This is a genomic window from Terrabacter sp. 2RAF25 (assembly GCF_052115265.1).
Lineage (GTDB): Bacteria > Actinomycetota > Actinomycetes > Actinomycetales > Dermatophilaceae > Terrabacter.
In genome coordinates, this window is sequence record NZ_JBFRGJ010000001.1 from 354937 (window position 1) to 369675 (window position 14739).

A 14739-nucleotide genomic window follows, 5' to 3' on the forward strand; every position below is an offset into this window, starting at 1 on the left:
GTCAGACCTGGGTCTCGGGAGTTGTGACGTGAAGGTCCATGGAGTCGACGACCTTGATCTGGCACGACAGGCGGGAGGTGGGGCCGCGGTCGACGGCTGCGCCGTAGAGCATCTCGTCCTCCATGTCGTCCATCGGTGGAAGGGTGGGGAAGTCTGCGTCGTCGACGAAGACGTGGCACGTCGCGCACGACAGGGAGCCGCCGCACTCGGCCACGATCCCGGGAACGCCGTTGCGCACCGCGGTCTCCATGACGGAGTCGCCCACCGTCGCCGCCACGGTGCGCGCGTCACCGGTGGTGTCCGTGTAGGTGATCTGTGCCATGTCTCTTCTCCTGGTGTGGATTCGGGAAGTGCTCGTTCAGATGAACTGGCGGCCGCCGTCGACGACGATCGTCTGGCCGCTGATGTACGCGCTGTCGGGGCTCGCGAGGAAGAGCGCGGCGCCGACGATGTCCTCCGGTTGGCTGGCCCGACGCAGGGCGCCACGGTCGACGCCGTACTGCTCGGCGTTCTCCATCAGGCCGAGGCTGGCCTCGGTGAGGGTGAAGCCCGGTGCGATCGCGTTGACCGTGATGCCCCGTCGCCCGAGCTCCTTGGCCATGACCCGGGTCATCGCGATGACCCCACCCTTCGAAGCGACATAGTGCAGCCACTGCTCCGACCCGCTGTAGACGGTCGCCGAGGCGAGGTTCACGACACGGGCGCCGCCGGGCAGGTGCGGGCTGCACGCCCGCACCACGAGCCAGGGGCCCTTGAGGTTGACGGCCATGACGGTGTCCCACTCGGCGGGGTCGATGTCCTCGAGCGGCGAGCGGTTGAGGGTCGCGTAGACGGCGGCGTTGTTGACGACGACGTCGATGCGCCCGCCGCCGAAGGCGGCCACCTCGCCGGCGAGCTGCTCCGTGGACGTCGTCGACGTCACGTCGACGGTGCCGTGCCAGGCGGTCCCGCCCGCTGCCTCGACGAGGCGTGCCGTCTCGGCCACTCCCTCGGCGTTGATGTCGGCGACGGCGACGCGGTAGCCGCGCGCGGCGAACCCGAGCGCGAAGCTGCGTCCGAGCCCCCCGGCCGCGCCCGTGACGAGCACGGTGCGGTCGGAGGTGGCGGTCGGGGTGGTGGGGTCGGTCACGACGGCTCAGTCCTCGAGCAGCTCGACGCGGCCGGTGTTGCCGTCGACCCGGATGCGCTGACCGGTGCGGATGGTCGTGGACCCGTTGCCGGTGCCGGTGACGGCGGGCAGGGCGTACTCGCGGCAGACGATCGCGGCGTGGCTCATCATGCCGCCGATGTCGGTGACGGTCGCCTTGATCTTGCCGAAGATCGGCCCCCACGACGGCGCGGTGATCGTGGCCACGAGGATCTCGCCCTCCTGGACCTCACCGAGCTGGTCGGCGTGCGTGACGACGCGGGCCGGGCCCTCGGCGACGCCGGGGGAGGCGGCCATGCCCGTGATCGTGCCGGACTCGGCGGAGTCGTCGTCGCCCAGCCACTGCTGCACCTGCTCGGTCGTGATGCCGTAGAGCATCATCGTGAACGGCTCGGTGATCTCGGCCGGTGGGGTGTTGAGCGCCGGCTGCGGGCGCTGGCTCGACAGGGCATCGATGATGCCCCGGCGACGCTCGATCTCCTTGGGCCAGTAGTGCGGTCCCGTCGGCTCAGCTCCGACCGCCCACCCGGTGACGAGGTCGAAGATCGCGTCGCGCACCTCACCGCGGGTCAGGTAGAGCATGTCGCTCTGGTCGGCCCAGAAGCCGGCGTCCGCGAAGACGCGGCCGAGCTGACGGACCTTGCGCCAGAAGACTCCCATCGTCCAGTGCTCGATGTAGAAGTTGTGGTTCTCGACGTACGGGTAGGCGGTCGCCGCCAGGCCCACCTTGGCGTCGAAGTCAGCGACCAGCTCGGCCGGAACGAGGTCACGGTACTCGCTCACCACGCGGTCCCGCTCGGCGACGAGCTCGGCGACGGGGCGCAGGATCTGGTGCCCTTCCTCGACCCGGCGGACGTAGTCCTTGACGTAGCCGAGCGGGATCTCGAGGTGCTCGATCCAGTACTTGTCGTGGCCGTAGAAGCCGTTGCCGACGGTGAAGTTGAACCACGGGTCCTGGGCCGCAGTCCACGCAGCGAGCCACTCGGCGCCCCCGTCGGAGGCCGCGATCCGGTCGAGCGTGCCCTGGACGTCGTCGGTGTCGGAGAACGCCGGCTGGAGGCCCTTCTCGACCGCGAGCAGTGCGAGCTTCTTCAGCTCGTCGTCCGGGCGGAACAGCTCCATGTCGACGCCCTGCACCATCTTCGCGATGGACTGGTCGGGGATGCCGGGGAACAGCTGCTTGCAGAAGCCGAAGAAGTCGAGGTAGGCGAGGTAGCCGAGGTTGAGGAACTCGAAGTGGTACTGCCAGTTCTGGTAGCACAGCTGGATGAGCCGGTCGTAGCTCTCCATGAGCTTCTCCGACCCGTCCTTGGCGACGCCGCCGACGATGTCGTCGAAGGGAACGGCGTCGGGCAGCGACTCGAACGAGAGGGTCTCCATCTCGGCGATGGTGGCGCGCACCTTGGTGTGCCAGCCGTCGAGCATGCTGTCCCAGTTCTGGAAGTAGTGGCCGGCTCGACGCTCGAACTCGGGCACCCGCGAGGCGATCTCGGCCTCGGGCACCGGAACGGGGCTCATGTAGAGGTAGCCGAGGTGGATCTTGAACTCGATGCCGTTGGCCGGCGGGATGAGCAGGTGTCGGGTGTTGTACTGACCGAGGCACTTGACGGCGAACTCGCCGCCGATCGTCTCGAACGGCTTGAACACCGTCGGCCAGTGCTGGCTGTCGCAGAACCAGAACTTCTCGTCCTCGTCTCCGCTGAGGTTCCGGAACGACAGGAAGTACGGGTACAGGTCCTCCCAGCCCTCGGCGCCGGGCGGCACGGGCAGGGCCGAGGGCTTCGGGAAGGACTTCAGGGTGGGCGCGGCGGCAGGCGCCTGGGCGGTGAGGTCGGCGGTCATGTCGGGACTTCCTTGTCGCGAGTCGGGAAACGCAGGAATGACGGGCCGGACGCGTCACGTCCGGCGTGGGAGGGCGGTCAGCTGCCGGTCCCTCCGCCGGTGAGGCGGGAGGTCAGCCCGGAGAGGCTGAACGCCGGTGTGGTGCCGGCGGTCGTGGCGGGGGCGGCGGCCTGCGGTGCTCCGGCTCCTGCGACAGCCACGGCGGGCGCAGAGTGCACGGTCTCCGGGCGGGCTTGCAGGAGAAGGAGGTTCGAGCCGTCAGGTAGATCACGGTCGAGGGCCCACTCGACGTCCTGCGGGCAGCCGTAGTGCTTCTCGGCGGCCTTGGCCAGGGCCGCGACGGCCGTGACCTGCTCGGGGGTCAGGCTGAGCCGGGCCCTGCGCTCGTCGTCCACGTCGCGCTCGACGAGGCGGCCGAGTTCGAAGTCGGGCACGAGCTCGGCGTGCTTGTCGCCGACGGTCTGGCTGACGGTGGAGAGGACGACCTTGTCGACGACGATGTTGTCGGGCGTAACCTGGCCCGAGACCACCATCTCGCCGACACCGTAGGAGGAGTCGATCGTCACCTTGGAGCGGTCGCCGTTGGTCGGGTTCATCGTCATCGCAACGCCCGACACGGCCGAGTTCACCATCTTCTGCACCGCCACCGCCATCGACAGGCCCTCGTCGGGGATGTCGTTCTTGAGCCGGTAGAGGATCGCGCGGCTCGTGTAGAGCGAGGCCCAGCAGGCGCGGATGTGGGCCAGCACGGTCTCGACCCCGCTGAGCCACAGGTAGGTGTCCTGCTGCCCGGCGAAGCTCGCGCCGGGAAGGTCCTCGGCGGTCGCCGACGAGCGCACCGCGACGGGCACCTCGGAGTCGAACCGCGACTGGAGCCGCTCGTAGGCCTCGACCACCTGCGAGTTCACCTCGGGCGGCACCGGTCGTGAGCAGATCGCGTCGCGGATCGACGCCGACACGGAGTCCACGGCCGAGACGTCGTCGGGAGAGAGGGCGGCGAGCTTGTGCGCGATCTCGGTGGCGATGCCCGCGGCGTCGACGAACCGGTCGTAGGCCAGCGTCGTGACGGCGAAGCCGGGCGGCACCGGCATACCGGCGGCCGTCATCGTCACGAGCGAGGCGCACTTGCCGCCGAGCAGCTCGTGCTGCGGCTCGAGCCCGCCGTCGAAGAACTGGACGTACGCGGTGGGTGCGGTGGTCATGTCAGGACTCCCAGGAGACGGGGACGGCGAGCGGCACGCGGAACGAGAGGTTGTCGCCGAAGTGCACCGGCTCCTCCTCGACCGGCCGTAGGCCGGGCGCGAGACGCGCCACCTCCTCGACCGCGATCTTGGCCTGGAGCTTCGCGAGCATGTTGCCCAGGCAGTAGTGGATGCCGAAGCCGAAGGCGAGGTGCTCGCGGGCGTTCGGGCGGGAGATGTCGAACGACTCGGGGTCGTCGAAGCGCGAGTCGTCGCGGTTGGCCGACCCCATGACGAGCAGCACGTCGGCGCCCTCGGGGATGTCGACGCCCCCGATCGAGGCGGCCCGGGTGGCCTTGCGGCGCCAGGCGACGATCGACGGGCTGTAGCGCAGCACCTCGTCGACCGCCGCGGCGATGCGGCTGGGGTCGTCGACGACCTGCTGCCACTGGTCCGGGTGGGAGAGGAGGACGCGCAGCGTGTTGGCGATGAGCGTCGTCGTGGTCTCGTGCCCGGCGAAGAGCAGGCTGTAGCAGATCGATGCGATCTCGTGGTCGCTGATCGGGTCGCCGCCCTGCTGGGCTCGCACGAGGTCGCCGACGAGGCTGTCGGGCTGCGTCTCGTGCGCCTCGGCGACGAGCCGGAGGCACTCCTGCCAGTACTCGACGAGGTTGTGGGCGTGTGGCACCTGTTCGTCGTCGGACAGGTCGCCCCACGTCATCGCGGCGCGCGAGTCGGACCATCGCTTGTAGGTGTCGACCTGTGACACGTCGGCGCCGATGAGGGTGAGGATGGTGACCGTCGGCACGGTGTAGGCGAGGTCGCGCACGAGGTCGGCGCGACGCTCCGGCCGGGCGAGGAAGGCCTCGAGCTGGGCGTCGACGTTGGCGCGGATGGTCGGCTCGAGGGCCTTGTAGCGTCGCGGGGTGAACGCCTTCGCGACGACCTTGCGGATGCGGGTGTGCTCCGGGGGGACGCGCGCCGACAGGCCGGAGTACGCCGTGAAGCCGCCTTCCTGCATGATCCGCTTCGCCTCGGGGCCGCGCTCGCGCACCGGTGCCTGGGCGTTCTCGCTGCTGAACGTCTCCCAGTCGTCGAAGACGGCCTTGACGTCGTCGTAGCGAGTCACCACCCAGTAGCCGATCCGCTCGTCGAACATGACCGGCTCGTCCCGGCGGAGCTCGGCGTAGGCCGGGAACGGGTCGTCGAGCTTGAAGGGCTCGTAGCCGTGGTGGACGGGGCAGCCGGACTGCGCCGTGGGGGTTTCCGTCGTCTTCGACATGTCCCTCATCGTGGTCCCGTCGGTGCGGCGCCACAACGTTCGACTTCCACTCAGTGGAAGTGACTTCAGCTTCGCCAGCGTGACACGGCCGGCTCGATGCGCGCTGCGATCCCCCGAAGGGTGGGGACGTAGCGGACCATCCGGTCGGACTGCCTCGAGAGCATCACCAGGCCGATGGAGGCCGGCACGCGTCCGTCGCCCGACTGGACCGGGACGGCGATCGAGCACGACCCCGGGCGCACCTCCTCGTTCGTCGTGGCGTAGCCCTGCTCGCGGATGGTCTCGAGCTCCTCGAGCAGGCGCGTGGGGTTCACGTGGGTGTGCCGGGTCGGTGCCTCGAGACCGCGGGCCACGTAGGCGTCGCGCACCCAGGGCTCCTCGAAGGCGAGGAGCACCTTGCCGACGGCGGTGGCGTGCAGCGGGAGCCGGCCGCCGACCCGTGACGCGCGAGGCACCCGCTTGGAGCTGTAGATCCTGTCGATGTAGAGGGCCTCGTGGCCCTCGCGCACTGCGAGGTGGGCCGTCTCCTGCGTCAGCGAGAAGAGGTCCTGGAGGTAGGGCCGCGCCGCGTCGCGCAGCTCGCGCTGGGCGTTCTGCGCGATCTCCCACAGGCGCAGCCCCACGGCATACCTGCCGTTCTCGTCACGCTCGAGGGCACCCCACCCGACGAGCTCGGCGACCAGCCGGTGGGCCGTCGGCAGGGGCAGTCCGGCCCCGTCGGCGAGCTGGGTCAGCGACAGGGAGCCGGGGGAGGACTCGTAGGTGGCGAGGATTGCCAGCACCTTGCTCGTGACGGTGCGCCCGGAGTCGCCGGGTGGGCTCGCGGGCGGGTCGGGCGTCATCCCAGCGCGACGCGCTGGGGGAGCGTGTCCACGTGGGCGACGGCAGACAGGACCCTGGCCATGGTGCGGGCGGCATCGGTGAAGAGGTGGTCGTGCACCCGGCCGGCGACGAGGCGTCGGGTCTGCTCGCGACTCAGGCCGAACCAGTCCATCACCGTGTCGATCCCGTGCGGAGTGAGGCGCCACAGCTTGTCGGCGTCCTTGACGAGGGCGTCGTCGATCGACAGGGCCTCGCGGCGCGTGTCGTGGCCGTCGACGATCTCGACGACGCGAGCAGCCCGTTCGTCGTCGTGGCCGACGGCGGACAGGATCGACGCCGCGATGCGAGCGCCCTCCTGCTCGTGGCGCAGCACCGTCTCGCGGTCGCCCGCGCCCGGCGCGATGGCGGCGAGCACCGTCGCCTCCGGCAGCTGCGACCAGCCGGTGTCGTGCAGCAGGATGGCGGGAAGCACCACCTCGGGGTCGGCGTCGGGGTGGCACTCGACCAGGGCCCGTGCGATCCCGTAGGCGTAGAGCGTGTGGACGTCGTTGTCGCGCACGGCGAGGTAGGGCTGCGCATGCTGCCAGATGGACGCGTGGTGCTCGCCCACGCCGAGCAGGGGTGACGGGCCCGCGGCGGGCGGGACGTGCGCGCTCACGTCGCGCCCGTAGTGGTTGGCGTGGGGCTCTAGCTTGGGCAGCACGTCGTCATTGCACCCCACCGTCAGCGGTGCCGGCAAGGGGGCGGTTCCGCTGAGCGGAAGTGCGACCGAGGTCCATCTCACCGTTCACTGCGGCGCGGGCTGCGACCGCAGCGCGGCGAGCTCCGACCGCGAGCGCACGCCGAGCTTGGCGTAGATCCGCGTGAGGTGGTACTGCACGGTCTTCGCCGACAGGAACAGCTCGGCGGCCACCTCCTTGTTCGTGCGCCCGCTCGCCACGAGCGAGGCGACGACCTCCTCCTGCGTCGTCAGCTCGTCGTGCTCGCGGTGCTGGCGCACGACGTGGACGCCGCCGGCAGCGAGCTCGCGGTCGCAGCGGGCCACGTATGTCGCGGCGCCGAGGGCGAGGTACGCCTCACGAGCCGTCGCGAGGACGGCGTCGGCCTCGGCACGGCGACCGGCTCGACGCAGGGTCTGCCCGAAGGCGAAGTGGACGCGAGCCCGGTCGTACGCCAGCGGTAGGGGAGCCAGCAGGGCGAGCGCGCGCTCGAAGCACGCTCGCGCCGCGTCGAGGTCACCGCGACTGCCGTGCCAGCGTCCGCGGGCGTAGGCCAGCCGCGCCGACGCAGAGTCGTGTGCGGTGGCCTCGGCTCGGTCCTCGTGCAGGCGCAAGAAGGCATCGGCGTCCTCGGCCCGTCCGACCAGCACGAGGGCGTTGGCGTGGACGTCCGGCCACGGCCAGAACCCGGGTGCGTCGATCCAGCCCCGCGCCCACGGCTCGGTCAGCGGCGACAGGGCGCGCACGACACCTGCGTAGTCGGCGCGGGCCTCGCTCAGGGCGGCGCGGCCCAGGGCGGCCGGGACCCTCATGACCTCGTAGCCGCGCGCCCCCGACTCGCCGGCGCGCGCACTGTTCTCGGCAGCGACCCAGTCACCGCGCAGGGCGTGCACCTGCGTGCGGGTCCACTCCATGAGGGGGACGAGCAGCTGGGTGCCGGAGCGACGGGCCAGGTCGGCGCCGGCCGACGCCGTCGCCAGGGCGGCCGACCAGTCACCGGTGACGAACTGCGACCGGGCGAGCCAGGCCCTGGCCCACAGGGAGATGCGCAGCGACCCGCCGCCGTGGTCGCTCGCGGCGGCGCTCTCGAGCTCCTCCAGGGCTGTGTCGGGGTCGTCGGCCGCCAGGTGGAGCCACCCCGAGGCCATCACGACGCGTTGGGCCACGAGCCCTTCGGGCAACTGGCCCAAGAGGCTCCCGTACTCCGCCACGGCGGTGGTCATGTCACCACCGGCAGCGACTCCCAGGCCGCGGATCGCCGCCGCCTCCACGGCAGCCGGCGTTCCGGGCGCCACCGCAACGGCGCGGTCGGCCCACTCGACGACGTCGAGCGCGCGGCACCGGGACAGGGCGTGCAGCACGTGACGCTGGGCCACGACGGCCGCCGTCGCGGGATCACGACGTGCGTTGACCAGGTCCCACGCGCGACGGAGCTTGTGCTCCGCCTCCGCCGGTCGACCTCGAACGACGGCGAGGTAGCCCAGGGCCGCGTTGCGCTGCGGGGTCTCGCGCAGCGTCTCGACCTCGGCGAGGAAGCGTGCTGCCCGGGGCACGTCGCCGGCCCCGACGAGGGCGTCGACGGCCGCGACGAGGCGCGCCCCGGAGAGGTCGCGATCGGCGCTCGCACGGGACGCGACGAGCAACAGGTCCGCGGCGGCCGCCCAGGCGCCGTCCGCCGCCTTGCGCGTGGCCTCGGCCTCGAGTCGGGTGGCCAGCGCCGCGTCGGGCCGCGGGTCGGCGAACCACGTGTGCCGAAGCCCGACCGCCGGGTCCGGGACGACCGCGGCCGCGCGCAGGTGCAACGCGGCGCGGTCGCCGGGCTCAACCGCGTCGAGGACGGCGCGGCGGGCGATCGGGTCCTCCAGACGCACCCGGCAGCCCAGCTCGTCGAGCTGCCGCAGCAGACCCCCGCTCGCCGCCTCGCGGACCGCGAGCGTTGCCGCGCCGACGGAGGCGATCTGGGCGGCCTGGCTCACCTCCACCCCGTGGGCCTGACGGTCGCCGAGCTCGAGCACGGCGACCGCCTGCACCAGGTGGCGCGCGTCGTCGCCGAGGGACGCCACGGCGGCACGGATCGCCCGCGCCGCCGTCGGCGGAGCCGGGAGCACGAGCTGGGGCGCCTCCCAGTCGCTCGGGGCCACCGTTTCGAGCATCTCGACGACGTTGCGGACGCGGCCGCCGCAGTGGCTCAGCAGCCGATCCACCTGCAGCGCAGGAAGGTTCAGGCCGCGACGCTCGGCCAGCGGTGCGACATCCTCGAAAGCGAGCGGTGCCAGCCGGACGACGTGGTCGGCGGCAGCGAGGACGACGTCGTGCAGCAGACCGTCGCCGAGGGCGTATGCCGTGCCGTCACCGCGTGCGGTCACAGCGACGTTCTCGTCGCACCACCCGAGCACGACGAGCACCCGTGCGGCTCCCGGCCGCCGGGCGAGGCTGACGAGCGACTCGACGGAGGACGTGTCGGCATGGTGGGCGTCCTCGAGGACGACGACGAGGTCCCAACCCGTGTCCCCGACGGGGACCACCGCCAGCATGTCCTCCGCGGCCGAGAGCGGCGAGAAGCCGGTCCGGCCGGGGTCACGCAGCGGCCGCAACGCTCCCAGCGCTGCACCCGGTTGCGTTCTCTCCCAAGGAAGCCCGATGATTCGCTCCACCGTGGCTGCCTGGACTCGACCACCATCTCCGCACTCGTCCAGAAAATCCCGGAGGAACGTGGTCAGGCCCCCGCCTGCCGGAGCGCGCACGACCACGAGCGCCGAGGCGCCCTGGGCCGGTGCGCCGACGAGGTCGACGAGTGCGTCGAGCTCGCGTCGGCGCGTCGGCAGGACCTGGGCGGGCGTCACACGGCCACGGTAGGCCTCGTTCGCGCAAACCGCGCCGTGGCGCACTTCCTGCCGGTTCGGAGGGGCGTGCCGACCCGAAACCGCGCCGTGGCGCACTTCCAGCCGGTTCGGGCGGGCCACTGCTTCAGCCCACGTCGCCGCCAGCCACGGGGATCACCGTCCCGGTGATGTAGCTCGCCTCGTCCGAAGCGAGGAACGTGATGGCCGCGGCCTGCTCGTCGAGGGTCCCATAGCGGCCCATGAGGGAGGAGCCGAGAGTCTGCTCGATGTGGGCGTCGAACCACGCCCGCTCCTGCTCGTTCCGGGCCGCGGGAGTGCCGCGCGAGATGCGCCGCGGGGGTGCCTCGGTGCCGCCGGGCGCCGTGCCGACCACCCTGATGCCGTGTCCGGCGTACTCCATCGCGAGCGACGCGGTCAGCGCGTTGATCGCGCCCTTCGACGCGGAGTACGGGATGCGGTGGATGCCGCGGGTCGCCGCCGACGACACGTTGACGACGACGCCGCGCTGGGCCGCGACCATCCACGGCAGGACGGCCCGTGTCGCGAAGAGCGTGGTCATGAGAGAGCGCTCGATCTCGGCACGGATCTCGGCCTCGGTGAACTCGGTGAAGGGCTTGAAGTTGATGGCTCCTCCGACGTTGTTGACGAGCACGTCGACCCGGCCGAAACGGTCGACGGCTCGGCGCGTCAGCTCCTCCGCCCCCGCCCAGGTCTCGAGATCGCACGTCACCGCCAGCGCGTCGTGCCCGTCGGCCTGCAGCTCGTCCGCCACCTCGGCGACCAGCTCCGACCGATCGGCGAGGACGAGCAGGCCGCCCTCGGCGCCGATGCGGCGGGCCACCTGCGCCCCGATCCCCTGCGCCGCACCGGTGACGACGACGACGGTGTCGTCGAAGCGGCCCGGCGAGATGTGGGCCGGTCGGGGAGTGTGCGTGGCGCCGGCCATCGCGCGACGCATCGTCAGCTTGGAGCGCTCGGCGTGCGCCGCGATGAGCCCTCGGGCGCGATCGCGGTCGCCGGACTCGAGGGCCTCGACGATCTCGACGTGGTCGGTGGCGCAGCGGGGGTGGCACCACGTGGCGCTGTGCAGGGCCTCCTCCATCCGACCCTTGACCCCCAGCGCCTGGTACGCCTGCAGCAGGTGGGCGTTGCGGGTCTGCGCGAAGAGGTAGTCGTGGAAGGCGGCGTTCGCCTCGGTGTACGCGTGGGCGTCGACGAAGCGGTCGCCCTGCACGTAGGGAAGCGTCGACTCGGCGAGCAGCCGGTAGCCGGCGAGCTGGTGCGAGCTGAGCCGTCCGATCGTCAGCTCCAGCGCGCCGAGCTCGAGCGCCTGTCGGGCTTCGAACACGGCGTCCGAGGACTGCACGTCGGGGTGCTCCTCGCCGATCTGGTAGCCGTCGTCCGCGGTGTCGTGCCCAGCGGCGGGCGACGCCACGGTCGCAGTCTCGGGCGCAGTCTCCGGCGCCGTGTCGCTCACGTCAGCGGTGGGGTCCGGTGCGGAGAAGAGAAGCTGCTTGGCGATGCGGCGCACGGAGTCGCCGTCGTGCGGCGACGGTCGGGGGCCTGCCCACGGGGTGATGTCCGCCGCGGGGTGGACGCCCTGCCCGGCGATGCCCCGGGCGTCGCCCGCCGGCAGCAGCTCTTCTGGATCCTCTTGTGGTTCTTGCTCCTTCTGCTGCGACTCGTCCTCGTCGGGTGCCTCCGGGTCGGCCTGGGCCAGGGCTGTGGAGGACGAGGCGGCGAGGGCGAACTTCTCGTAGTAGAAGCCGGTCGGCTCGGTGCCGCCCTCCGTCACGTGGGTGCGCACGGCCTCGACCATCGGTGGCGGCCCGCAGAGGTAGACGGCGACGTCGCCGTCGTGAAGGTGCTCGGGGCCGATGAGGCTCGTGACGTAGCCCTTGTTCGCCGCCGAGCTGGCGGGGTCGGAGACGCAGTGGTCCCAGGTCAGGTTGGCCAGCCCCTCGCCGGCGCGCTCGACCTGGTCGAGGGCGACGAGGTCCTCGTCGGTGCTGACCCCGTAGACGAGGTGGGCGTGCCGCTCGCTCGCGGCCGCGCTCAGGGTGCGCAGCATCGACAGGACAGGGGCGAGCCCCGTGCCGCCGGCGAGCAGCAGCACCGGCCGATCGGTCTCGCGCAGGAAGAACGACCCGTGCGGCCCGGTGAAGCTGATGGCGTCGCCGACAGCGGCGCGCTCGTCGAGGTAGGTCGACATCGCACCTCCCGGTGTCAGCTTCACGAGGAAGGTGAGGCGCTCCTCGTGCGGCGCGTTGCTGAACGAGTACGACCGGCTGACGTCCGTGCCGGGAACGGCGATGTTGACGTACTGTCCCGGCAGAAAGGCGAGCTCGCCGCGGTCGGCGATCTCGACGGCGATCTCGACCGTCGTGCGCGACAGGCGTTCGAGACCGACGAGGGTGCCGGCATACGTGGTCGCCCTGGTCCTGGCCACCTCCGAGGTGCTCGCCACCTGCAGCACGAGGTCCGATCGGGGCCGCATGCTGCAGGGCAGCACGAACCCGCGGTCGGCCTCGTCCTCGCTGAGGGCGTCGTCGATGTAGGTGCCACCGTCGTACTGCCCCGACTCGCAGAACGCCTTGCACGTGCCGCAGGCTCCGTCGCGGCAGTCGAGCGGGATGTTGATGCGCTGGCGGTAGGACGCGTCGGCAACGGTCTGGTCCTCGCGGCACGTGACGAACCGCGTCACACCGTCCTCGAAGGACAGGGCCACCTGGTGCTTCGCGACGTCGATGTCGTTGACAGTCATGGTTCCCCGCTCAGAAGTGGTAGACGTCGACCACGTGGTGGATGTAGTCGTTCTTCAGCACCACGGTCTTGCGACGGATGAGGGGCTCGTCGCCCGAGAAGTCGATCGTGTAGAACGACGTGCCGTAGTACGGGTCGACCGTCTTGTAGCGGAAGTACATCGTGTGCCAGTTGAAGCGCACGTCGACGAGATCACCCTGTCGTTCGATGACCTCGACGTTGCTGATGTTGTGGCTGGTGCGCGGCTCGGGGAGCGAGGTCGCCGAGCTGCGCTCGGTGCGGATGCGGAACACCCGGTCCTCGAGGCCGCCCTTGTTGGCGTAGTAGATGAGCGAGATGTCGCGTTGCGGGTCCTCGACGAGGTCGTCGTCGTCGGTCCACGCCGGCATCCAGTAGACGCAGTCGTCGGCGTAGCAGTCGAGCCACTTCTCGAACTCGCGGTCGTCGAGGTGGCGGGCCTCACGGTAGAGGAACTGCTCGATGTGGTTCTGCGTGACGAGCTTCTCGCCCACGGCGGGCCTTTCGCCCGTGAGGGGCTGCTGCGTGATGGTCACGAGCACTCCCTTCCCGACGCGGCAGCGGCCGCGTCCTGCTCGGCCCGCGCCTGCTCCTTGGCCATCGCCGCGCGCATCGTGTCGCGCCAGAACGTGTGCTGGACGGGGTAGAGCCCCTCGTCCTCGTTCTTGACGCCGGCCGAGACGACCTCGGTCATGCCGAGCGACCGAGCCACCTCGTCGGGGCCGTCGAGCCAGTGCTCGGCGCCGCGGCTCATGTCGTTCCACGGGGCCGCGGTGGCGCGGAAGGTCAGCTGGCAGGAGCGGAACTCCTCGAGGTCGTCGGGGGTGGCCATGCCCGACGCGTTGAAGAAGTCCTCGTACTGGCGGATGCGCCACGCGCGCGCCTCGGCGCTCTCGCCCTTGGGGGCGATGCAGTAGATGGTGACCTCGGTCTGGTCGGGCGCGATCGGCCGGAAGTGCCGGATCTGGGTCGAGAACTGGTCCATCAGGTAGACGTTCGGGTAGAGGCACAGGTTGCGTGATCCCTTGACCATGAACTCGCCCTTGGCGTCGCCGAAGCGCTCCTTGAGCTGCTCCAGGCGGTCCCACAGGGGCCGGTCCTGCGGGTTGCCGGCCCAGGTCCAGAGGCACAGGTGGCCGTTGGGGTAGGACCAGTAGCCGCCACCGGACTTGCCCCAGTTGCCGGCGTCGAGCGTCTTGGTGCTGTTCGCCGACTCACCGGTGTCGCGACGCGAGGTCGTGGCGGCGTAGTTCCAGTGGGTGGCGGTGACGTGGTAGCCGTCGGCGCCGTTCTCGGCCTGCACCTTCCAGTTGCCGTCGTAGGTGTAGGTCGACGACCCGCGCAGCACTTCGAGGCCCTCGGGCGACTGGTCGACGAGCATGTCGATGACGGTCGTCGTGTCGCCGAGGTGCTCGCTCAGGGGCACGACGTCGGCGTTGAGGCTGCCGAAGAGGAACCCGCGGTAGCTGTCGAAGCGGGCCACCTTGGTCATGTCGTGGGAACCGTTGGTGCCGAACGACTCCGGGTAGCCGGCGCCGTCGGGGTCCTTGACCTTGAGCAGCGTGCCGTCGTTGCGGAACGTCCAGCCGTGGAAGGGGCAGGTCAGCGTCGTGCGGTTGTCGGTCTTGCGGCGGCAGATCATCGCCCCGCGGTGGGCGCAGGCGTTGACGAGAAGGTGCAGCTCGCCGTCCTTGTCGCGGGTGATGACGACCGGCTGGCGTCCCATGTAGGTCGTGAAGTAGTCACCGGGGGCGGCGACCTGGCTCTCGTGGGCCAGGTAGATCCAGTTGCCCTCGAAGATGTGCGTCATCTCGAGCTCGAAGAGCTCCTCGTCGGTGAAGATGCGGCGGTTGGCGCGGTAGGTGCCGGTGTCCGGCTCCTCCACCACGGCGTCGGCCAGCTTCGCGCCGACCCGGTCGAGCGTCTCGGTCATGACTCCTCCAGGCGTCCTTGCGTTGGGGTTCCCGGAACTCCACCACGGCCTGCGAGAGCGCGCACGAGGTAAATGCCTAGTGCTGGGTGAGGGCATGATTGATCGATGAGAGTTATCAATGGAGCAGATTTTGGTCTTTGTGTTTCTGGATGTCGCCGCCCTAGCGTGAACGGGATCGCCGGAAGGAGG

Annotated in this window: 11 protein-coding genes; all 11 read right to left on the bottom strand. The window is 70.8% G+C overall.

Features of this window, described 5'->3' with window-relative positions; genetic code table 11:
- Window position 1 precedes the first annotated feature (1 nt).
- Complete coding sequence (locus tag AB4091_RS01645) at window positions 2–322, bottom strand: 2Fe-2S iron-sulfur cluster-binding protein (RefSeq protein ID WP_442289989.1); 321 nt, start codon at window positions 320–322, stop codon at window positions 2–4.
- Between the two features lie 36 nt (window positions 323–358).
- On the bottom strand, window positions 359–1129 hold the full coding sequence (locus AB4091_RS01650) for an SDR family NAD(P)-dependent oxidoreductase (RefSeq protein ID WP_442289990.1): 771 nt from the start codon (window positions 1127–1129) through the stop codon (window positions 359–361).
- A gap of 6 nt (window positions 1130–1135) precedes the next feature.
- On the bottom strand, window positions 1136–2989 hold the full coding sequence (locus AB4091_RS01655; protein ID WP_442289991.1) for a PEP-utilizing enzyme: 1854 nt from the start codon (window positions 2987–2989) through the stop codon (window positions 1136–1138).
- Between the two features lie 77 nt (window positions 2990–3066).
- Window positions 3067–4191, bottom strand: a complete 1125-nt coding sequence (locus AB4091_RS01660; RefSeq protein ID WP_442289992.1) for a PEP/pyruvate-binding domain-containing protein — start codon at window positions 4189–4191, stop codon at window positions 3067–3069.
- A 1-nt stretch (window position 4192) separates the two neighbouring features.
- Window positions 4193–5452 carry a cytochrome P450 gene (locus AB4091_RS01665; protein WP_442289993.1) on the bottom strand — a complete coding sequence of 420 codons (1260 nt, stop codon included), beginning with the start codon at window positions 5450–5452 and terminating at the stop codon, window positions 4193–4195.
- Window positions 5453–5517: 65 nt separating this feature from the next.
- The gene (locus tag AB4091_RS01670) at window positions 5518–6294 is read right to left on the bottom strand and encodes an IclR family transcriptional regulator (protein WP_442289994.1); all 777 of its coding nucleotides are present in this window, start codon (window positions 6292–6294) and stop codon (window positions 5518–5520) included.
- On the bottom strand, window positions 6291–6977 hold the full coding sequence (locus AB4091_RS01675) for an HD domain-containing protein (protein WP_442289995.1): 687 nt from the start codon (window positions 6975–6977) through the stop codon (window positions 6291–6293). The genes AB4091_RS01670 and AB4091_RS01675 overlap by 4 nt, the downstream gene beginning before the upstream one ends.
- 84 nt (window positions 6978–7061) lie before the next feature.
- Window positions 7062–9836, bottom strand: coding sequence for a LuxR C-terminal-related transcriptional regulator (locus tag AB4091_RS01680; protein WP_442289996.1), 2775 nt, complete (start codon window positions 9834–9836; stop codon window positions 7062–7064).
- Between the two features lie 124 nt (window positions 9837–9960).
- Window positions 9961–12600 (bottom strand): benzoate 1,2-dioxygenase electron transfer component BenC, encoded by a 2640-nt coding sequence (gene benC, locus AB4091_RS01685; protein ID WP_442289997.1) that lies wholly within the window; start codon window positions 12598–12600, stop codon window positions 9961–9963.
- Window positions 12601–12610: 10 nt separating this feature from the next.
- On the bottom strand, window positions 12611–13153 hold the full coding sequence (gene benB / locus AB4091_RS01690) for a benzoate 1,2-dioxygenase small subunit (protein WP_442289998.1): 543 nt from the start codon (window positions 13151–13153) through the stop codon (window positions 12611–12613).
- A complete protein-coding gene (benA, locus tag AB4091_RS01695) occupies window positions 13150–14550 on the bottom strand; it encodes a benzoate 1,2-dioxygenase large subunit (protein ID WP_442289999.1) in 1401 nt (466 codons plus the stop codon). The genes benB and benA overlap by 4 nt, the downstream gene beginning before the upstream one ends.
- Window positions 14551–14739 lie beyond the last annotated feature (189 nt).